Raw genomic sequence first — 20,510 nt, 5'->3', positions numbered from 1 at the left:
CCGTCATAGGAGCCGAAGATCGTTCGTTCCACCCCCTCGCGTCGATCATCACTGCTGGTGCGCTCGCACCCCGAGCGTAGTTCCCGTGCCTCAGATCATCGAGCATTGACATTCGACGATCTGCGCGTAGGACAGGCCCGTATGCGCTCCACGATGGTCCCACCGCCTCTACCTCGCTACATCGTGATCCTCAGGTCTCCCGTTACGGCCAGTAGTGAGACCCCGAGCCACACGCTCGTTCGCAACCCATCTAATCCGGGCGGCTTGTCCTTGTTGTCGATGCGAAGGTCCACCATCCCAGGAGCACTGTTGTCACCTTGGAGTACGACCCGCTCACCCGTCAGCCGCGCGACGACACGGGCAGCGGCCAACTCGAAATCACCCAAGTGTCCTGCATCGATTCGACTCCCCATCGCCGCCGGCCTGTCGTCGACGGGGTAGCCGAGCCGCTCATCAGTCATGAAAGAAAATATGCCAGCACGCCGCGAGAGCCTGCCGGAGCACTCGGCGATTACCCATCGGTCCATGAGCGCCGTTCGTTGGGACCTCGTGTGGGCAGCCACCGCAGCTCACCGAGATCGCCATCGCGTGCCTGGCATCGAAGCGGTGCTCACGGAGGATGTCGTGCGGTTCGCGACCATCCAGGAGCTCGTAGGCCGACACCATGACCGAGTGGAGCAGAGGAGGCATCCCTGACGCCGTTGACCTAATGGTCACGCAATCAACGCTCGCGGCTATCGAGTTCAAGTTCCCGAGAGAGCCCTGCGAGACCAATGCGGCGTGGACGCAACATCTGGGCGAGGTCCTGAAGGACTTCTGCCGGCTGGCAGCACTGTCTGCCGAGGTGGGCGACCTGTGGCGCGTACGGTTGCTCTCACGTCGCATACGGCGATACCTCGATGGCGTGAATGACCGCTACAACCTCCGCATAGGTTCAGTGGCCGGCGAGCTCACACGGATCGACCCGACCCAAGTAGCCGGACTCCCCACCACCGCGTTACGCATGCTCCGTCGCTGGATGGACATGCTGCCTGTCCTCGAGGCTCGATGTGCTGCAGTACGTCGAGTCGGGGTAGACCTCTGCCTGGTAGTCCACACGGTCCAGCAGTTCACGTCGACAACCGATGTCGCCGCCATGACTAGCGGCATCCGCAGCCTGCCAACGAACGCACTGACAGGCGCAGACTTGGACGCAGCCAGGTTGAGACACTTGCGCGACGGGCCGTTCTCGCCCGAATCTGAAGCCAGCCCACCGGGAGGGCGACACGCAAGGTGGTGATGTCGTGGCGTGGCGGCCGACGATGATGCGGAATCCACATTGTGGAAGATCCATGGCGAGCGGTGATTGATGACACACCCGACGCTTGCAGTTGAGCATCGCATTGGTCGAGCTGCCTGAAGGGGCGCGGTTCGAACAGTACGTGCTGCGGACGCCCAAGGCCGCCATGATAGTTGTGCTTGATGACAAGCAAGATACGTGTTGATGATGTGGCGGCACCGCTTCATCGTCGACCGCTGGGGGTAGGAGCTTCCAGGCGGGTACGTCGACTCCGATGAGGATCCGGCTGTGACGGCGGCTCGCGAGGTCGAGGAGGAGACAGGCTGGCGGCCGCGAAACGTGAAGCCTCTGGTGTCCTTGCGGACTTCGGTGGGTACGGCGGACGCCGAGAGTATGCTGTTCGTGTCGTACGGCGCCGACTACATCGGTGAGCCGGAAGACATCAACGAGGCGGAGGGCGTCAACTGGCTTGGTCTCGATTCGATTCGCGAGCGGATCGATACCGGAGAGATCATCGGCGCGGCGTCTCTTGTCGGCTTGCTTCACGTACTCGCGCGTTCCGGGCCGGCTGACCTGATCCAGGGACCTGACGATCCTGATGTTCTGGTGCAACAGACGGCTGCCGAAGTCCTGCAGATGGCTGGTGCTGCGCATGGACCGCGCGGGCGCCAGGTCCGTTGCTTCCATACCGAGGACAGCAGGCGGGCGCTGTCTGGCAGGATGGTTGCTAGCAACCCACATTACTGGCCGATGACCTTCAGGCAGCAGGCCATCTCGGCTCTTGTAGGTCCTCAGCTCGCGTCTTCAATCCGTTCGAAGATGTCCGCGTCCGTTTCTCGCTGCCAGGCTGGCAGGTTGTCCCAGTCGGCACATAGCTTGGCTTGGGATCAGGGATGTGTCGGTGGATCTGGGCGATCCAACACAACGCCACGAAGCGGCCCTTTTGCTCTCGACTGAGCTTGCTTGTCTTTCCTCCCGACACCTCGACGAACGCCCGCACCTGGTCGTAGACCGCTGCGGCGCTCTCCCGTTCCCAATCGGGTGTGTCTTCCCACGGGGCTACGTACCCAGGCTTTGGTTCACCGGGGTAGTGCTTCGTCACGCCTGCAATCCATGCCTCGCGGAAGATGCGTCCGTGTTCGTTCGACAACAGCTGAGCTCCTTTGGATGGAGAAGTTGAGAGCGGCGAGCACTCGGCACCAGCCAGGCCGACATCAACCTGGTCCGCTCGGTGTCGTGAGCACGTTCGCGATTGCGCCGGCGACTTCATCCGTTACTCCAGGAAGCCATGCCCACTGGCCGTTTGCGTTGATCTCCAGGAAGTACCAACGGCCGTCGGGTGCGACGACGAAGTCGAGAACGCCGAAGATCAAGTCGAGGCGAGCCATCAGGTGGGTAACACCAACGCGTATCTCGTCCGGCACCTCAGCAGGCTTGTACGTCAAGGCGTCGTAGTCGGTACGCCAGTCGAGTGCTGCTTGTGAGTTGTGCGCGTGGATCTCGACTGCGAAGATCTCCGATCCGACCACGATCAGGCGAATATCGTGGTGCTTGGGCACGAACTCCTGGAAGAGGTGTGCCGTCAGTCGTACGGAGTCGTCGATCTCGTCCGGCTTCACGAAGCGGATCGTCGGTGTGCTGATGGGACCGTTGGCGAAGTCGCGTCCGATGCCCTTGTAAATCACCTGCCGGGTCTGGTCGGAGGCGAACTTCCTCGCCGCCATCGGGTCGTTCGTGATGATGGAACGAGGCGTTACAAGGCCGGAGGCGTGGGCGAGTCTCAGCTGATATGGCTTGTACGACGCGATGCGTTCGGCCGCAGGATGGTTGATCCAACGGCAAGGCAACGCCATCAGCACCCCGGTGAAGCCCGCCTGCGCCTCCGTGGAGGCGAACTCCCGCTCGTCGTCCGTCATGTCTGCAGGCAACCGAAACGCCGTCGGCCTCCGACAGTAGATGCCGCGAAGATCAGCTAAATCGACGACGCGATCAGCATGCTTGATGGCACCGACCCAGCGATCCTCATGATGCGCCTCCAGCGTGATAGCCATCGGGAAGTCCGCGAGGTCACAGCGAAGGACCTGAGTGCCAGATCGTTGGAGCTTCTGAACAATGAGGTCGGCTGTCACGTCGTTCGGGTTAGTGAGTACCAGGACAGCCGACCCGTCGCTCATCAACGCGGCAGATCAGGCGAGCAGGCTGTTGGCGTCGTCGTTGCCGTCGCCAGGCCGGCACTGCTCGGCAGCCAGCGCGCCGGGCTGTGCGACCCAGGGCTGGCCGTCGGAGGTCGTGCTGATCTGCGTTTCAGGGTCGTACTGTGCCTCGTCCGAGACCGTCTGCTCGACGGTGGAACGCACGAGGTGGGACATACCGAACGGACGGTTACTCATGATCGATGCCTTTCTTCGAGAGGTCAGGCGGACTTGCTGTCGTGCAACGGGAGAACGTCAATATCTTCAACGGGCCAGTGCGGGTAGGTCTGCGTAGTGCCGACTTTCTTCCACCCCCAGCGTTGATACATCGCGTGAGCCTGCGCACCCGGGCGGGAGATGAGGCTCGCGAACGACTCTGGCCGGTCGGTGAGGAGAGCGTCGACGAGCTGGCGAGAGAAGCCGCGGCCACGGAACTCCGTGTGTACGCCGAGCTCGATCACCGCGAAGAGAGGGCCTGACGCGATATCGGCCGGAGGCGGGTCAGTCTTGACACCGGTCCACCATCGTCCAGGCGGGAAGGTGAATCCGTACGAGAACCCGACCAGTCGCCCGTCGATCTCTCCGGCGACCAGGACGAAGCCGTCGAGGCCGGCATGCTTCGTGATCCGGATCTCGAACTGCTCTATGTCTTCGTCCGACATCTCGTACGGAGGTTCGGAGTAGGCGTTCGCATAGAGCGGCTTGAGCCTCGGGACAAGTCCGAGGGTCTCGGTCCCCGTATGGCGGGTCAGGGTCAGGGTCATGCTCTCTCCGAGTCGAGTCCGGCGTGACATGTCTGGTCTGCAAAACTCACACCTCGTGAGGTCCGCGATGCGCGTGCTGCTCGGGCTACGGCCCGGACGTGATGACGAGCCCGTCGGGAACCAGAGGCGGCGACCGACTCGAGGTGTGGCGTAAGAATCTCGGTGGCCCCAACAACGTCGCCAGAACTAACCATCGATCTAGCGAGCAGCGTCGTGTAGAGGAGTCGGTTTCGCTGCAGGTGGGGCGGGATGCGGTTGAGCATGTCCCGATAGAGCGACTCAGAGCGAGATGCCTCACCGAGCAGCCCGTACGACAGCGCTCGAAGGCCGTCGTACTCCGCTCGGTCATAGAACTCCAGCCACTTCGGATCGTCGTCGGCCGGACCATCCGGAAGCAGATTGGCTGCTTGGCGCTGCATCCGGTCGAACTGAGATGGCTCATGACGAGCTGCCCAGGCCGCAGCCTCACGGATCAACAGCAGGGACTTCAGCCTTGGCGATGCCCATCCACTCGCAACCGTGAGCGCTCGTTGCGCAAGAAGAAGACCCTCAGGTGCGCGGCTCAGGCTGAACGTTGCCTGGTTCGACAGGCTGCTGAGCGCGAAGACCTCCGTTTCGAGGTCGTTGGCCAACTGTGCCTGGAACAGCGCGTGCTGCCAGTGGAGGCGGGCAACTGTCTGGTCACCGCCGTCCAGATGGAGCCATCCAGCCATCATCGAGAACTGCGCCGCCAGGGACTGCGCCTGCTGCGTCAGTTCGTAAGAGGCAAGTCGCGATTGGACGACTTCGTCGGCTCGCCTCGCCAGCTTGATCGCAAGCGTGCACAGTGCATCGGTCCCGCCGTACTCATCACTCAGCTGCTGCAGCCGCGGCACGGTCGCTCGAAGTGTCTCGAGTTCTCGTTCGGCATCGGCGGATCGCATTCTGTCCGGACGCTCGCCAAACGCGCTCCACACCGAGGCAGCAGCAGACGCTCCGACGCCACTGAGGAATTGTCGTCTGTCCGTGGCGTCCTCCTTGCATGGTGTCCGAGCCGGACCTGGCTTGGCTGCGAGACCGGCAAGGTCGCGTGGAATGCCTAGACCGTCGCAGAGCGATCGGATGGTCTGAATGGTCGGAGTGGGGATCTTGCCGTTCATCAATCGGGAGATCGTCGACTGGGTGAGCCCCGTGGCCTCGCTCATCTTCATCTGGGTGACGCCCGTGGCAGCGCTGATGGCGCGTAGTGCCCCGGACCAGTTCCAGTCATTCAGGGCAGCCACGACGTCTTCGTGAACCAGTACGTCGGCTGGCACCTTGAACGTGGCGCCCGAGGGCAGACCACGACGTGCGACGTCACACGCTCCGCAGACCGAGCCGGGATTGTGCCGGCTCAGTGGCGCCTCACAGTGTTCGCATCGTCGCACAGAAGTTATTGTCGCTAGCCCCGGCCGTTGGCGCTATGCGAGCGTGCATAGCGAGGATTCACGCTCATGCGGATACGCATCGTGATCGCGGTAGCTGCATCCGCACTCTCTGTAGTGTGACTGATCATCCCAGGCATTGCCATCGCCCCGTTGCTGTCGGTGCCCGGCCCTTGCCGCGCAGAAGGATCCTCGACGCAGCGACCTGCGACGAGCCGAGCGAATGTGTCCGCGCCTGGCTCGACACTCATGTGATCGCCGAATGGATCGGACCGATCTGCATGGTCGACGAGTACGCGGCGGTCCTGGCGAGCCAGTTCCCGAACCTCCGCCTGACTCGTGATGCTGCATTCGACCAGGCGGTGAACCGGTGATGCGTCGGTTCGAGTTGTTCAGCAAGCGCGATCCGTCCGGAGGGATGGGAACAGGAGTCGTTGCCATCGGCGTCGAGTTTCCGTTCGACGAGCGACGGAACACCTGGGTCGCGCTCAAGTGGCTCGGCGCGAACCCTGGCCTCACATTCTGGACGACCGTTGACGATCTTCTCGAGGCTCACGGTCATCTCGGCGCGGCCGAGGTTCATTGGCTCGACCCGGACATCGCCGACCAATCCGAAGAGTCCAGCGCCGAAACCGCCCAATGCCACTGAACGGCACATGCGCGGAAGTCGACAGGCGCCACCCCTAAACGGCGCGGCCGGCGTGCTGGCAGATCCACCGAGCCCGCGCCGGTCGCGCCCACCAGCGACCGATGATCGGCGCCCAACATCAAGGAGGAATTCGTGAGGCAGGTGTCACCGTGTGTGACTCAGTGGGCCATGATGGTGCCCACAGGAGGTGTCATTGATGGCTCGCAAAGAGAACAAGCTGCTCAGGGCGACCCGTGCATACATCGAGCGTGGGATCGCGGTCACGCCGGCATCGCCGATGGTGCCCGACCCCGCCGGAACCAGCTGGCGCACGACATGGATGTGCAGTTGTGGCGACCGGTACTGCGCGACTCCCGGCGCACACCCGCTCGCGACAGAACCATTGACCCACGTGACCCAGGCGTCGACCCTCTACGACGTACCCACTCCCCCGAACCTCCTGATCGCTTCGGGGCCCGAGGTTGCGATCTGGCGGGTCCCGCTGGCTCCTGGCTCGTACGCAATGCGTCGACTCGAGCAGCAACGCCTTACGATCTGGCCGCCGGTCATGCGGCTGCCGGACCACGGCTGGATCTTCTGCACGGCACCGACCAAACAGCGCGTCGGGCTCGCCGACGTCGAGCTGGTCAGCGACGATGCGCCGGTCCTGGCACCACCGTCACGAGGACCGAATGGCCGAAGGCTGCGATGGCTCTGGAGCCCGCGCTTTCCCGCGGTCCCACTGCCGGAGGCAGAGCAAGTGCTCGCTGCCCTCGCCATCGGCTCGATGGACGAGCTCCGGGTAGCTGGGGCGGCCGATGAGCACCCCGACGTGGCTTCCGGGCCGACTGAGCCAGCCCGCACCCGCCGCTGACGCTCGGCACGATCGATTCCCTCCGCCGACCGTTGGCGGCTGGTGCGAAGACGCGCGCGACGACCCGATCACAGGTCTGGTCGCCTGGCCCGGCTTCTTCACCCGTCTGCCCGGCCTGATCGCCGACGCCATCGGTCACGGCCACACCGTGGGCCTTGCAATCGGCGATGTCGACAATCTCAAGGACTACGTCGAAGGCGCTAACGCCGTCGATGCCCAGTCCTTCGGTCACCTGGCCGGCAACGCCTTCATGGGCCGCCTCGGCACCCTGGCCCGCAACTGGCTCTGGCGCTCAAGCGTCGAACACAGCTCCCTGGCCACCTTCGGGGGCGACGAGATCGTTCTCCTTGCGACGACGTCGGATGAGCACGCATTCCTCACCCACGTCGTAGGCCTGCGCGACCAGCTGTGCGCAGGCCTACCGCGGACCGTTTCTTTCGGCACAGGCGTGATATCGCCAACCGATCTGCCCAGGACCGTCGCCGGAGACCACTGGTGGCGCGAGTTCACGGTCCACACAATCGGGGCGATCGAGCACACCCTCTTCGACCACAAACACGCACGCAACACAGGAGCACCAATCGCCCAAGGCTTCATCGCGCAGGCACCCCTCGGACCGAGCCGCTGACATCCCATGGACCAGCCAGTACCCCGTCGCGACTGTACAGGCGGATCGGCTGCCGGGCGGAGAGCGCGCGGCCGGCGGGTCCACTTCGCCGGCAACTGCTATTCGCTGATCTGCAACTGTGAACCCGCTGACCGAAGGCAAGCAGTCAAAGGACCACGTGCCTACGCCTACGTGTGCGGGCCTCTCCTCATCTGCCAACCCCAGATCAGTCGCACCAGAGAGCGCCTCACGGCCTACGCAGCCGACGCAGGCCTCGAACTCGCCGCGGTCTTCGTCGAGGAAGACTGGCTGTGCCTGTCGGCGTTCGAACGCCTCTTCCAAGCAACCGTCCGCGATCAGGTCGAGGTCATCCTCCTACCGAGCATGCTGCACTTCACGGTCCTCGGCTCACCACGCTGGATCAAGCCGTCCTTCGAAGCAGTCACCGGCGCCCGCATCGTCACGATCCCCTGATCCCCGATGACCGGCGCGCGAGAAACGCCCACGCGAGCCGGTAGTTGTCTTGCTTTACAAGCCATTGCCGCGCTCTGCAATCAGCTGATCTGCAGGCCCTCCCGGACTCGTGGTGCTACCAGCTTCAGTCGGAGACTGACCCCGCCGGGCCACCGCGGAGAAAGTCGCGCAGGATACGCACGTGCTGTAGCAGTTCATCGAAAGTTACCACCTGGATGCCGTTCATCGAGCCGCGAAACATTTCGAAGGACCGAATGCGTTCCGGGTCTTCTGGCATCCGCCCGATGATGACGCATAGCTTTACAGCGTAGGACTCCATGATCTTGTCCGGCGACTTCAGCCGCATTACAGGGAACTCCATTTGCAGCTGATATCGCTGATCCATAACCTGGACGAGCGCACCGCTGAGCTCCTTAGCAGGCGCAAAGACGCCGCGATACTCCTTCAGAAGCTCAGTACTCGGCCGTTTAATCTCAAAGATGGCAATGTTGTTGGTGACTGAATTCTTTGCCAGGAAGTCGGTGATCTTTCCGCCGGCGCCGGTGATGCTCGTTCCGCCGACTGAGGCCTGACCTTGAATGACAACCATCGGGCTCCCGAAGACCAGGCTCAGCACGAATGGATTTTCACCGAAGAAGCGCTGCCAGGTCGACTCTGGCAGTCCGTCCGATGACAATAATTCTTCGAAACGCTCAACGATAAGATCCAGCTCTGCCAACTCGACGTTCTGCCGAAGCCTGGCCAGATCGCGCACCCGAGCGGCTGGCATCTGCTTCGCCTGCATCGCCAGCATCTCACTGAGACGCTCAACCGTGTCGCCATTGATCGGAAGATGCCCGGATGCAGCGTCAGCGATACTGCCGACCATCGGATGCCTGCCGCGCTTGTATGGACGCATTTCGCGTCCCGTCACCCGCGATATCCAATTGTGTGCGAAGGCTTCCTTCACGTTGGCTGCCGCCGCGTTGGCTCGTCCGATGATCCGATCCGTCTCCGCGCGTGCAGCCTCGAAGTCATCAAGCGACATGGTCAGGATGTCGGCGTCGACGGATGAGCTTCCATCACCGAGCCGCAGGGTGCTGCATCCGGTCTGCTCCTCCATTGCCTCGACAAGAGGGGCATAGACCTTTGGCAGACCGAGACCGAACTGAACATTCTGGGTGAGCCCGCGAGGCAGACCTTCAAGCAGATCCCGGATCAGGTCAGCATCTGCCCGGAGGATCAACTCTCGGTCGATCCTCATCGGGACGACAATCCGGCGCAGGATCTTGTACTTGGGTTGGCCGAAGAGCTTCATGGTCGGTTGGGTCTGAATCGGACGAATAGTCAGGGTCTGCGCCGCCGAATCCAACTCGAGGACAGGGACGGGCTGGAAAACCTCGTCCGGGGGAAAACGCATGGCCCGCAGGGTCTCCTGCGTTGGACTAAAGAGTCCAACCGCGCGGTCAGCTCCGGCTTGCTCGACTTTCAGGAACCCACGGACAAGATCGGCGTAGCCGAACGTCGCCATCCGGACCTCCGCCGCTCGATGTACGCCCACCGTCTGAGGGAGCATCCTATGGCACGAGCGCGAGCCCCTGTCGCGGTCCAAGCTCCGCCGGCTAGAACCATCCAGCCTGGGGCGGCTCGACGGCGTCACCGACGACACGAGAGTCCAGGGCAGCATGGATCCACACTCAAGGAGACTGATCCTGGAGCCCATGAAAGTTGTCTTGCACTCGATGGACTAGTCGGTGCCGCTCTCTAGGAACCTACCGAGCAGTTGGCTGGTGAGCGACTGGTTGGCAGCGATGAAACGACCTGCTCGAGCACCTGATAGATCAGGTGAATGCTCCGCTGAACGTCCACAGCCTCTGGCAATTGGTGTTCGCACGGCCGGAGCTGTTGTAGTACGACAGAGAGCTACGGCAACGGACCGGCGAGCGGGTCGGAGCAGCGCTGGACGACAATCCCGCTGTCGGCAGCACCGTAGAGTTGAACAACCTGCGGTGCGCTGTGCAGTTGGCCAACCGATGATCGAAACGGAGTAATCGTGACCGATGACGCTACCGACCGGGACGCAGTAGGAGTCGTCGCCTTCGCCTATGAGATGGGCGTACTCAAACGACTCCGTCGGGCTGGATGGTGGCACGTCGGCGTTCGCGACCCCGAGTCTGTCGCAGAGCACAGCCTGCGCGTTGCCCAACTCGCAGCGCTGATCGCCAGCGAGGAGGGCGGCGACCCGGCGAGAGCGGCGTACCTCGGGATGTGGCATGACTCGCAAGAGACACGCATCGGCGACATCCCGCACAGCGCCAAGCCGTACATGGATGTCGCGAGCAACGAATGCATCACCGAGGACCAGATCGCCGTCCTTCCGGAGGCGGCCGCCAAGAGCATCAGGGAAGCCGTCACCGAGTACGAGGCCGCCGAGACGATCGAGGCTCGCTGCGCGAAAGACGCCGATCGCCTCGAATGCCTCATGCAGGCCGTCGAGTACGGCGAAGCCGGCTACAAGCGCGTCACCGGCTGGATCGAGTCGTCCCGCGCCCGAATCCAGACCAACTTTGGTCGACGCCTTGCCGAAGCAGCTCTTCAAACCTCACCACTCGCCTGGCGCGACCGCTAACACTCCCCATTCATGGGCGGGTGACCGCGCAACGCCCTGCCAGCCGTCGACCGTCGCACGTCCTGCCCGAGGGCTGCGGTGATTCTTCAGGTCTCGATGAACAAGTGAAGGCGCTGACTCCAAGGGCAGTAACACCGCAGCGGGTCGACGCTCGCTGGCCATGAAACGACAGCCTCGATCCGAGCACACCTCTTGCATGCTCGGGGCGATCCCGCGGGAGCCGTCGCGATCAGACCTGTGAGCGCTCAGCCGTTGAGCTTGCATGAGCGATCTGGCGAGTGTGCGCAACTGCCACGTTCCGGGTGGGCGACCGTGCTGAGTATCCACCGGATGAATGCCGGCGAGGGCTACCTGTATCTGCTTCGGCATGTCGCCGCTGGGGATGTCGATCGGCGGATGGCGACGCCGCTGACGGCGTACTACACCGCGGCGGGATACCCACATGGCCGTTGGATGGGCCATGGCCTTAGCGGCCTCGGCGATGGCGAGTTGGTCCCGGGAAGCGAGGTGACCGAGGCGCAGATGACCGCGCTGTTCGGGCGCGCGGAAGATCCGCTCACCGGCCGGACACTCGGCGAGCCGTACCGCGTTTTCAAGGGTCCGGAGGAGCGCATCCGGGACCGGATCCGCGACCTCGCCCCAGCCCTACCCAACGCCGAACGCGAGCCTGCGGTCGCACGGATCCGCCGGGAGGAGATGCGCAAGAAGTCGCGGCAGGCGGTCGCTGGGTTCGACCTGACGTTCTCTCCGGTCAAGTCGGTCTCGGCGCTGTGGGCAACAGCCGACGTTGGAACGCAGGAACAGATCGTTGCTGCCCATCACGAAGCCGTCGCCGATGTGTTGTCACTGATCGAGCAGCACGCGGCGTTCACCAGGAGCGGCGATGGCGGCATCGCGCAGCTGGATACCCGCGGGTTGATCGCTGCGGCGTTCGATCACTGGGACAGCCGCAGCGGCGATCCCCAATTGCACACCCACGTGGTTGTCGCGAACCGCGTACAGGGCCCGGACGGTGTATGGCGAACCCTGGATGGGCGTGTGCTGTACCGGGCTGCGGTGGCGATGTCGGAGATCCACAACGTGCTCCTGGCCGACCACCTAACCAGGCGTCTGGGCGTGAATTGGGAGCTGCGCGAACGCGGTTCCCGGCGGAATCCGGCGTTCGAAATCGACGCAGTTCCCGACGAACTGATCCGCGAGTTCTCGGCCAGAACCGCACAGATCGAGGCCAACCTCGGCGCCCTTCTCGACGATCGCATCGACCAGATCCGCCCACCCGGCCGCCGCGAAATGTACGCCCTCCAGCAGCAAGCGACCCTGATGAACCGCCCATCCAAGCACCTCGCCCAACCCCTTGCAGTGCTGATGGCGCAGTGGCGCAAACGCGCCGACCAAGCGATCGGGCATGACGCCGTCGCCGCCATCCAACGGTCTCTCAACGCAGCCGGCGAGCGTCCGTTGGCGGCGGCAGACCTGAGCCCGGAAACGATCGACGCGTACGGCGCCGCGGCCGTCCTGACACTGCAAACCAAGCGCTCGACCTGGACGCGCTGGAACCTCCTCGCCGAGGCCGCACGCCAAACCCGGCTGCTCCGTTTCGTCTCCACGAACGACCGGTTCACCGCGCTGCAGGCGATCGTCGAAGGCGCCGAGCAGCATTCGATCAGCCTCACCGCACCCGACCTGGTGACCATTCCCGTCACCCGCGCCAGCGGCGAGAGTGTATTCACCATCCACAACGGCCAGATCTACACCTCGCCCGTCATCCTCGGTGCCGAAGCGATCCTGCTCGACCGGGCTCGCGACACCAACGGACCCACTGTCGCCCTAGCCACAATCCACACGGCCGGTCTCAGCCCCGACAAGGCCGCCGCACTCCGCAGGATCGCCACCAGCGGCCAGAAGCTCGAAGCCCTGATCGGCCCAGCCGGCACCGGCAAAACCAGCCTCTTGTCCGCCCTCGCCGCCAGTTGGGAAGCCGAGTACGGCGACGGATCTGTCATCGCTCTCGCACCATCGTCAGCCGCCTCGACAGTCCTGGCCGACGCCATCGGCACCCCTGCTGAGAACATCGCGAAATGGATCTATGAATCCGCCGGGCTCGGAGCCGAACAACGCCGTGACCAGATCCTGCAGACCGAACACGCCGCCAGCCTCGCCCACCGAACTCATCGCCGTCTTCGCCATCAGCGATTGATCGGGCAGCTCGCAGCCCTGAGAGCCGACCACGATCGATGGAGCTTCCACAAGAACCAGCTCATCATCATCGACGAAGCCTCCATGGCCAGCACCATGGAACTGGCCAATATCGCCCGTGCAGCGAACACCGCCGGCGCCAAACTCTTGCTCGTCGGCGACGACGCCCAACTCTCCGCAGCCGACACCGGCGGCGCCTTCCGACTCATCGCCCAAGACACCCAAGCCGCCGAACTCACCGACGTCTGGCGCTTCACCAACCCCTGGGAACGCGACGCCAGCCTCGCGCTCCGCCGCGGAGAACTCACCGCCATCGACGTGTACGACGACCGCAACCGACTCGCCGCCGGCTCCACCGACGATATGGAAGACGCCGCCTACAAGGCCTGGCTCGCCGACACCCGAACGGGCCGAACCAGCTTGCTCATCGCCGCCGACAACACCACCCTCGCCCGCCTCAACGCCCGCGCCCGCCTCGACCGCATCACCACCGGTGAAGTCGAACCCGACGGAATCGAACTCCACAACGGCAACCATGTCGGCCTCGGCGACCACATCGTCACCCGCCTCAACAATCGCCGCCTCCGCTACGGAACCAACAACCACGTCAAGAACGGCGACCACTGGACCGTCATCCACCGCTGGCCCGACGGCTCCCTCACCGTCCAAAACCAGACTGCCGACACCGTCACCCTGCCCAGCGTCTACGTCCAGGAATCCGTCGAACTGGCCTACGCGACCACCGCCCACCGAGCCCAGGGCGCCACCGTCGACACCGCCCACCTCATCGTCACCGACCAGCTGACTCGAGCCCTCATGTACGTCGGCATGACCCGCGGCCGAGACGCCAACAACGCCTACATTGCGACCCACCAGACCACGTCAGACCTCCACGAACCCCACCCCGAACAAACCATGCAAGACGTCCTCGAAGCCGTCCTCAATGACCCCGGCGTCGAACAATCCGCCCACGAAGTCATGCGCCAAGAACTCGACAACGCAACCCGCCTCGACCGGCTCATCCCCATCCACGAACACCTCTGCCAACTCGACGCTAAGAAGCGCTACCAACCGGCCATCGCCAGCTCCGGTCTCGATCCAGCCGACCAAGCAGCCCTCCAAGCCTCCCCCGCCTACGGCCCACTCATCGCCGAACTCCGCCGCGCCGAAAACGCCCGCCTCAACCCCACCGACCTCCTCCACCGTGCCGTCAACCAATCACCGCTCACAACCGCCAACGACCCTGCCGCCGTAATCCACCACAGAGTCCACCGCCTGACCACCCGATCACTACAAAAGAACGGCCACCACCCCGCACAAATCGTCGGCCTCGTCACCCCAGCCACCCACGTCACCGACCCCACACTCATCGCTCCGCTCCGCCAACTCGAATCCCAAATCATCGAACGCGCCAACTGGCTCACCGACCAACTGCTCGCCCGTCCACCCGCCTGGTACGGCGAATTGTGTCGTACCAGAAGCACAACACCGGACCAGGAACTCCGCGAACTCGCCCGCGACTTAGCTGCATACAGGGAGTGCTACCAGATCCAGGGCGGTTCGATCCTCGGAGACGCGCCACCAGCCAGCGCCAGGGAGCGGTACCGTCAGCGCTCCCGACTCATCAAGGTGTTGGCCGGCTTCTCATCGCAGACTCCCGAACAATTGACCCACGCGGCGGGCGTCGAGGATGTGCCAACGCAGCCCGTCTCGCCGCTGCCAGACTGACATCGCCATGGCCGGCTCAAAGCGTAGGTAGCGACCGCACGAGCGGACCCGCCCTTGAACGCGGCGCCTTCGACACAGCTCCGATCGCCATGTGGGGACGTGAATGTACAGCCCGAGCAACATGCCGAGCGCTCGCATTTGGTACTGGTCGCGCTCGTAGCCGCGTACGGTGTCGAGCTTGGCGACTGACCCGGGCATGGCCGCGGCGATACTGCTGACCCATCGGACGCTCGTGACAAAGCCCGCCGGGAAGCTCGCCAGGTCGCCGCACAGGCGGTGGACGAGGTTGGGTGGGTGTGCGGCCGTACGCCGGTCCAGGAGATCTGCATCAGATGAGCCGAGGTCGGCTCGGCTGGGCGCGATGGTATCCCGGGGTGGCAGACAGTGTGGATACACCGTGGGGTGATACCCCGTCTTATGGCGGCCGGGCTGGCGCGAACGTGCGCCATACCTCGGCGGCGATGAGATCCTCGCCGTCAACTACGTCGTCTGCGGCCTGATCTGGCCGCTGCGCTCTACCGGGCTACTCCCGGATGGACGGCCTGATACCAGTCCGGGCCGCTCAACAAGCTCGTATCCCGCGGGTCCACCTCCACCGGCAACGACGTACCGATTCGCCGCCAGCGCCGCCCCTGCAGGTCGGTGTAGCTGAAGATCGGCACCGGAAGCCATCGCCTAGCCTGCTCCGGATCGAGCGGAGGCTTGTACGACACGTCAACCGGCAGCCGCTCCTCTCCCCCCGAAGGAGCGAGATGATCCGGCACCCGGTAGTCCTCGAACATGCCGGCCGGGTCATCGAACGTCCAGTCGGTAGTCCCGCCCGCCGGATGGAGGAAGGTTTCCAATCGAGGCTGCACCGCTGGGTGGGAGGCGTAGTTCTTCATCACCATCCACCATTCGGGGCTGATGTTCTGCGGGTCGAACGGCGGTGCCTCGACCTCCCCGAGGACCAGACTGGCGTCGCGAATCCCCTGCTGCCTCGCGGCCTCGGCCTCGCGCTGCTCGCGCTCGAGGGCGTCGGCGCGGGCGCGCTCCTCCAGTTCGCGGGCTTCCTCGCGAGCCCGTTCCTCGCGCTCGCGCGCCTCGACGATCCCGCGCCTCTGGAGCGCCAGACGCTCGGCGAGCGCCCGCTCGTTGCGTTCTCTCGCTTCCGCGATCGCACGATTCCGGCTGGCATCGGCCTCACGGTTGGCGATGTACAGGGCGGCCACGACCGCCGCGGCCGTCCCCGTGGCGCCTAGCCACTCGCCGAGCGCACTCCATGAATCGGAATCGATCCTCTGGCCGGCGAACAGGCCGACGCCGAGACAGACCATCCCGACCAGAACTGGAATCGCCCACCGGATCCACCTACCTTGCTGCTTCCCCACGCGCCGAGGATCTCACGCCGATGGGCGCCACTTCGCGAGCAACGTGCAGGTGGCGCCCCACAGGGTCCCGATGACCGCGGCCGCGATCGCCTGCCCGATGGCCGCCAGCACGATCACCGCGCCGAACGCGACCACGGTGACGACCAGCACCAGCAGTTGCAACTGCCCGAAGGGCGGCCCACCCGACGGCTGCCTATCCACGCTCATCCCCTGACTCCGTTTCTCGAGGCACCCCGGCTGGGTGATTCGGCCCCAGAGTGACGGATTCACGCCGCCCCTTCCAGCCCGCTCACACAACCACTGAAGCGGTGTACTTCGACCACCGAAGCGGTCCATACTTGCTACTAAGCGAATCGATTTCGTGGATAAACGTATGGACCGCTTCGGTGGTCGCCGCTTCAGGGGGGATTTGGATGGCAGGTTCGCAGGATGCTGCGCGACGTCGAGCGTGGGCCGATCGCGTTGTCTCCGGACACCGAGAAGACCGAGAGCGCCGGTTGCAGGCACTGACGGCTTCAACCGGGCGGCTCGACACGGCGCTGAAGCTTTACCGGACGAAGTTCAGGCACCATCACGGCGTCGCCATCCGGACAGGGTTCCTCCGACTCGACGACGGCCGTGACTTCCCCCGCGATCCTGACCCTGCCCGCTCGCCGTTCCGCGCGAGTGAACACCAACACGTACTCCGTGACGCGGTGCGGGAGGACGTCGGCTCACGGCCTCCTCTCACCGTCCTGTCTCGGCGTGGCGAGCTCGCACTGCGCCTCCACCTCACCGCGCTGTACGTAGCCTCGAAGGACACAAAACCCGGCCGCCGATTCAACTCCCAGATCAAGAACGCGGACGGCACCGACAGTTGGGCCAACCTCGCAGCCGTCGACGGCCAGTACGACCAGCGCCGGCGCCTGATCGTCCGGGCGGTGCAACGGCTCAGCGCGGTGCAATTGGCGGAGCCACGGAGCGCCGATCCTGGACGATGGGATCGCTGGCGGCTGATCGACGAGACTCAGCGGGGCACGCCGTACCTCGTGCCCCATCCGAGCGAGCCAGTCTTGGTCGTGCCCTCGTTGTTCTTCTTGAACGGATGGCATCTCGTGCTGCGGCCGCGGGAGATCGTTACGCTGCTGATGCTCGCTGACCTCGCTCGACGCCACCCGTCCGACCACGCGGAGACCGGCGTCGGAGCACCCAACACCACTAGGCGTCGGTACTACGGGGTTACGCCGGAGGTCTACGAGGCCCACAACGAGTTGGAGGAGTTCGGGTTTCTCGAGCTTCAGGGCGGGAGCGTGCACGCTGCTCGGCGGGCGGGGCGGGTTGAGGCCGGTGTCGCGGACGATCACCGGGAAGGGCGGGCGCAGATGGAGGCGCTTCGGTTCAACGTGGTGTGGGACGCAGCGCGGGAGGATGCGTCCCGGACGGTGCGCAAGGCGCTCCTCAGCCATCCGGTCCCGCCGCGGTTCGACGAGTGGTCGACGAAGCGGGAACCGAGGGCTAAGGAGCCGGTCGGACGTCACGCAGAGACTGACGGGGAGTCGGTGTAGCCCGTGTGGTCGCCGCCGCGGAAGGTGTCTGGGTAAGGGTCGTTCAGCTTCTCGTCCTGCTGCACGCGATCGACGAGTCCGAATTGGTCAGCGCGAGTGAGCAGACGGAGAGCAAGTCGGCCAGGCCGTCCTCGACGTCCCTGGCGCGATCGGCCAGGTCGGCACGGGCGCAGTTCACGATCATTGTCTCGGGCCAGGTCTCGCCGACCTCGCACAACAGATTGTCGCCCAGGGCTGGAGACGTAGTGGAGATAGGCGATGTCCAGGTCCACCAACTGTCGAACGAGTTCGATGTAGGTTTCGCGCGAGTCGGTTCCTCCATGCCGTTGTACGAGTTGCCCCGGCGAGACCCGGAGGCCCACACGGGACGGGTCTACCTCGGCCGCGACCGCCCGCCGCCACCGCGAACCGGACGCGGTTCGCCGCCGAGCCGCCATAGATCCGCGCGCACGTGCTGCGGTCGACGGTCGGCGAGAGGTTGACCCAATCTCCGGCGACCATGCACGGTGCTGTTCTCACCAGAGTTCGAGGTCTGCGAACTCCTGGTCCAGGGCGGTTGCGGCGGAGGGGTTGTGGATTCGGCGGCCCATGTAGACGTCTTGGGTTATGGAGACTTGGGCTTGGCCTAGGTGGTCGGCTATTTGGCGGGCGGATTGGCCTCGTCGGTCTAGGGCTGTGGCTGTGGTTTTGCGGAAGGTGTGGGAGCGGATCCAGGTGAGGGCGTCTGAGGGTGAGGGCTGGGCTGCTTGGTCGACTTGGGCGCTGAGGGTGGGGGATGCGTCGAGGTTTATGCGGTAGGTCTTGACGAGGATGGCTACGAGTTCGCGGTCGAGCTTGATGCGGCCGTTCTCGATGAGTTCGAGTCTGGTCTTTGGCCAGCCGAGCTTCGTGACGACCTGTTTGCGGGTGAGGCCGGCTTGGAGGCGGGCGGATCGGAGGGTATTGCCTAGGTCGCGGCGGGCGGTGCTGGCTACGGGGGACAAAGCGCGGCGGAGGGCTCGGCGGACGTTGGACGGGTCTCGGAAACCTCCGAGGGAGTCGGCGAAGATGGGTTCGTCGGGGAGGACGCCGGCTGCGTGGCGTCGGCGGAGCATGGTGACGGCCCAGTCTGGGAGGGGTAGGGCGCGTACGCCGGCCTTGGACTTCGGGGCCTTGCGGATCAAGCCTTGGCCTGGGACGCGAACCATGGTGTGAGTGATCTCGACTGCGCCGGACTCGAGGTTGACCTGTGACCAGAGGACGGCGAGCGACTCGCCGATTCGGACGCCTGTGCCGAGCATGAAGAGGACCAGGTCCGGCAGGTCGGCTCGTACGGCGGTTTTGTCGGTGGTCAGGAGTTGCCGTAGGCCGGCGATCTCTTCGTTGGTGAGTGCTCGGGGCGGGTCCTTGGGGCGGGCCTCGATCGCTTCGACTTCGCGGACCGGATTGACGGTCAGGGCGCCGTACCGGACGGCTAGTTGCATCATGCCGGAGACGACTGCGCGGCAGGTCTTCGCTGTGGATCGACCGGCGGTGCGCTTGATGGTTCCGATCACTCTGTCGATGCGTGGTGTGGTTGCCTCACCGATCAGGAGTTCGCCGAGGGCGGGCCGTACGTGGTTCTTGATGGCTGTGCGGTACGTCGTCAGCGTCGTCGGTGATCGACGGCCGTCTTCGATGCGTTCCTCGAGCTTCTCGATCCACAGATCGATGAGGTCGTTGATCTTGTCCGTCGGGCTCAGCTGTACTGCGTGATCTTTGCCCGGTCTCGCAGCTTCGTGAGTAGGCGGTGCTCGGCTGCGCCCTTGGTCTTGGCGGACGCGGTGACCTCACGGGTATGTCCGTCGTGGTCACGGAAGTACGCGGACGCGCGCCAGGAGACCACCTTGCCCTCGGCGTCCTTCCTCTCAGCACGGGATCGGACGTTGCCCCATGTTCCGATCGGAAGGTGCGGTCTGCTCATCTCGGCCCTCCACAGTCCAGCTGCACGTGACAGCTCAACGGCTGGGCGGGCCGGGGATCGGACGAAACGAGAGCAGCGCGACAGGATGCGAAACGTCGCTCAACAATGAGTGGACTGTCTGCGCCGAGGCTGCAAAGTGGAGATGGTGGCTCGCAGTGCATCAGAGGAATCGCGCTGGCTCACCAGGTTCGCTACAGGTGTGACTGGTCACTGAGATTCAACCGTCGCGGCCCCATAGCAGTTGATCGAGGACGAGCAGGCTGACGCCAAGCTCGGCCGCCGCTGCCCGCGCCACAACCAGGATGGAATGTTCATCGCCCGGCACGTCGAACCCCAGCTTGCGGAGTGCACCGGCGACCCGTAGATCCGGCTTCAAGGCGTCGGATCCACATCGCATGCGCATGTATGCGAACAGTGCCGGGCCGATCCCCGACACCCCACCAACGATCGGGTCCAACTTCGGAGCGTGCTCGAGACCCTGAACCCCGTCGGCCCATGCTCGACAGCCTTCGTCCTCCGAAACCGCTTGGTCACGGCAAAAGGCGAGGAGGTTAGCCGCCACCGTCTGAAGCGTTACCGGCTCGCTCCGCTGCAGCCCGAACTGCTCGGCCGGCACCTCGCTCTGCGCCAGCCTCGCCAAGGAGGGGTCACCTGCCGCGGCCCACTTCTCGACGCGAGGCAAGACGACACTGTGATACTTCCGCTGCCGGGAGACCACCACATCGAAAACCATCGCCCCGCGGCGTCCGCGATACACCTCGCCGTACTCTTCATCGGCCCTATGGGGCCCGTCCCCGCGCGAACCGGCAAGGTCGCGAAGGCGCTCGACGGCTTGGGACCAGTGTTGCCGCTTCCGCATGACCGCCAAGACGCCTGCAGTGGTAGGCGCGGTGCGACCTGT

20 protein-coding genes are annotated in these 20,510 nt (G+C 64.5%); 9 read left to right on the top strand and 11 right to left on the bottom strand.

Annotated features, from left to right (window positions below):
• Positions 1 to 176: 176 nt before the first annotated feature.
• The gene (locus tag EV649_RS38870) at positions 177 to 461 is read right to left on the bottom strand and encodes a hypothetical protein (RefSeq protein ID WP_130388735.1); all 285 of its coding nucleotides are present in this window, start codon (positions 459 to 461) and stop codon (positions 177 to 179) included.
• 1,106 nt (positions 462 to 1,567) lie between these two features.
• On the opposite strand from EV649_RS38870, the gene EV649_RS41890 reads away from it, so the two are divergent.
• On the top strand, positions 1,568 to 2,236 hold the full coding sequence (locus EV649_RS41890; protein ID WP_241999229.1) for an NUDIX domain-containing protein: 669 nt from the start codon (positions 1,568 to 1,570) through the stop codon (positions 2,234 to 2,236).
• 257 nt (positions 2,237 to 2,493) lie between these two features.
• Here EV649_RS41890 and tgmB read toward each other — a convergent pair whose 3' ends face one another.
• The 4 genes from tgmB to EV649_RS38840 are packed head-to-tail and all read right to left on the bottom strand — an operon-like array spanning position 2,494 to position 5,497.
• On the bottom strand, positions 2,494 to 3,453 hold the full coding sequence (tgmB, locus tag EV649_RS38855; protein WP_130388734.1) for an ATP-grasp ribosomal peptide maturase: 960 nt from the start codon (positions 3,451 to 3,453) through the stop codon (positions 2,494 to 2,496).
• Positions 3,454 to 3,465: 12 nt separating this feature from the next.
• A complete protein-coding gene (gene tgmA / locus EV649_RS38850; RefSeq protein WP_130388733.1) occupies positions 3,466 to 3,669 on the bottom strand; it encodes a putative ATP-grasp-modified RiPP in 204 nt (67 codons plus the stop codon).
• A gap of 23 nt (positions 3,670 to 3,692) precedes the next feature.
• Entirely contained in the window at positions 3,693 to 4,235 is a 543-nt protein-coding gene (locus tag EV649_RS38845) for a GNAT family N-acetyltransferase (RefSeq protein WP_157996400.1), read from the bottom strand.
• The gene (locus tag EV649_RS38840) at positions 4,232 to 5,497 is read right to left on the bottom strand and encodes a helix-turn-helix transcriptional regulator (protein WP_130388731.1); all 1,266 of its coding nucleotides are present in this window, start codon (positions 5,495 to 5,497) and stop codon (positions 4,232 to 4,234) included. Before EV649_RS38840 ends, EV649_RS38845 begins: the two co-directional genes overlap by 4 nt.
• 314 nt (positions 5,498 to 5,811) lie before the next feature.
• On the opposite strand from EV649_RS38840, the gene EV649_RS38835 reads away from it, so the two are divergent.
• The 5 genes from EV649_RS38835 (at position 5,812) to EV649_RS38815 (ending at position 8,221) form a co-directional block, all read left to right on the top strand.
• A complete protein-coding gene (locus EV649_RS38835; RefSeq protein ID WP_130388730.1) occupies positions 5,812 to 6,012 on the top strand; it encodes a hypothetical protein in 201 nt (66 codons plus the stop codon).
• Positions 6,012 to 6,287, top strand: a complete 276-nt coding sequence (locus tag EV649_RS38830) for a hypothetical protein (protein WP_130388729.1) — start codon at positions 6,012 to 6,014, stop codon at positions 6,285 to 6,287. The genes EV649_RS38835 and EV649_RS38830 overlap by 1 nt, the downstream gene beginning before the upstream one ends.
• A 196-nt stretch (positions 6,288 to 6,483) precedes the next feature.
• Positions 6,484 to 7,140, top strand: a complete 657-nt coding sequence (locus EV649_RS38825) for a hypothetical protein (RefSeq protein WP_130388728.1) — start codon at positions 6,484 to 6,486, stop codon at positions 7,138 to 7,140.
• Positions 7,085 to 7,768 carry a GGDEF domain-containing protein gene (locus tag EV649_RS38820; protein WP_130388727.1) on the top strand — a complete coding sequence of 228 codons (684 nt, stop codon included), beginning with the start codon at positions 7,085 to 7,087 and terminating at the stop codon, positions 7,766 to 7,768. The genes EV649_RS38825 and EV649_RS38820 overlap by 56 nt, the downstream gene beginning before the upstream one ends.
• A 171-nt stretch (positions 7,769 to 7,939) precedes the next feature.
• Entirely contained in the window at positions 7,940 to 8,221 is a 282-nt protein-coding gene (locus EV649_RS38815; protein WP_130388726.1) for a hypothetical protein, read from the top strand.
• Between the two features lie 124 nt (positions 8,222 to 8,345).
• Here the strand turns inward: EV649_RS38815 and EV649_RS38810 are convergent, their stop codons facing one another.
• Positions 8,346 to 9,731 (bottom strand): Shedu immune nuclease family protein, encoded by a 1,386-nt coding sequence (locus tag EV649_RS38810; protein ID WP_157996399.1) that lies wholly within the window; start codon positions 9,729 to 9,731, stop codon positions 8,346 to 8,348.
• A 522-nt stretch (positions 9,732 to 10,253) separates the two neighbouring features.
• Between EV649_RS38810 and EV649_RS38805 the strand changes: the two genes are divergently transcribed.
• On the top strand, positions 10,254 to 10,829 hold the full coding sequence (locus tag EV649_RS38805) for an HD domain-containing protein (RefSeq protein ID WP_241999227.1): 576 nt from the start codon (positions 10,254 to 10,256) through the stop codon (positions 10,827 to 10,829).
• Between the two features lie 237 nt (positions 10,830 to 11,066).
• Entirely contained in the window at positions 11,067 to 14,753 is a 3,687-nt protein-coding gene (gene mobF / locus EV649_RS38800) for a MobF family relaxase (RefSeq protein WP_347233173.1), read from the top strand.
• A gap of 515 nt (positions 14,754 to 15,268) precedes the next feature.
• On the opposite strand, the gene EV649_RS38795 is transcribed toward mobF, so the two are convergent.
• Together EV649_RS38795 and EV649_RS38790 are read right to left on the bottom strand one after the other, a co-directional pair.
• The gene (locus EV649_RS38795; protein ID WP_130388723.1) at positions 15,269 to 16,123 is read right to left on the bottom strand and encodes a hypothetical protein; all 855 of its coding nucleotides are present in this window, start codon (positions 16,121 to 16,123) and stop codon (positions 15,269 to 15,271) included.
• A gap of 12 nt (positions 16,124 to 16,135) precedes the next feature.
• On the bottom strand, positions 16,136 to 16,330 hold the full coding sequence (locus tag EV649_RS38790) for a hypothetical protein (RefSeq protein ID WP_130388722.1): 195 nt from the start codon (positions 16,328 to 16,330) through the stop codon (positions 16,136 to 16,138).
• 101 nt (positions 16,331 to 16,431) lie between these two features.
• On the opposite strand from EV649_RS38790, the gene EV649_RS38785 reads away from it, so the two are divergent.
• Positions 16,432 to 17,667 carry a hypothetical protein gene (locus EV649_RS38785; protein ID WP_157996398.1) on the top strand — a complete coding sequence of 412 codons (1,236 nt, stop codon included), beginning with the start codon at positions 16,432 to 16,434 and terminating at the stop codon, positions 17,665 to 17,667.
• Between the two features lie 515 nt (positions 17,668 to 18,182).
• On the opposite strand, the gene EV649_RS38780 is transcribed toward EV649_RS38785, so the two are convergent.
• From EV649_RS38780 to EV649_RS38770, 3 genes are all read right to left on the bottom strand, one after another.
• On the bottom strand, positions 18,183 to 19,202 hold the full coding sequence (locus tag EV649_RS38780; protein ID WP_130388720.1) for a helix-turn-helix domain-containing protein: 1,020 nt from the start codon (positions 19,200 to 19,202) through the stop codon (positions 18,183 to 18,185).
• Between the two features lie 182 nt (positions 19,203 to 19,384).
• Positions 19,385 to 19,609 (bottom strand): hypothetical protein, encoded by a 225-nt coding sequence (locus tag EV649_RS38775; RefSeq protein WP_130388719.1) that lies wholly within the window; start codon positions 19,607 to 19,609, stop codon positions 19,385 to 19,387.
• 217 nt (positions 19,610 to 19,826) lie between these two features.
• Positions 19,827 to 20,342 (bottom strand): hypothetical protein, encoded by a 516-nt coding sequence (locus EV649_RS38770; protein ID WP_130388718.1) that lies wholly within the window; start codon positions 20,340 to 20,342, stop codon positions 19,827 to 19,829.
• Positions 20,343 to 20,510 lie beyond the last annotated feature (168 nt).

The sequence above is a fragment of the Kribbella sp. VKM Ac-2569 genome, assembly GCF_004216905.1.
Taxonomy (GTDB): domain Bacteria; phylum Actinomycetota; class Actinomycetes; order Propionibacteriales; family Kribbellaceae; genus Kribbella.
This window is presented reverse-complemented; position numbering and strand designations above follow the sequence as displayed.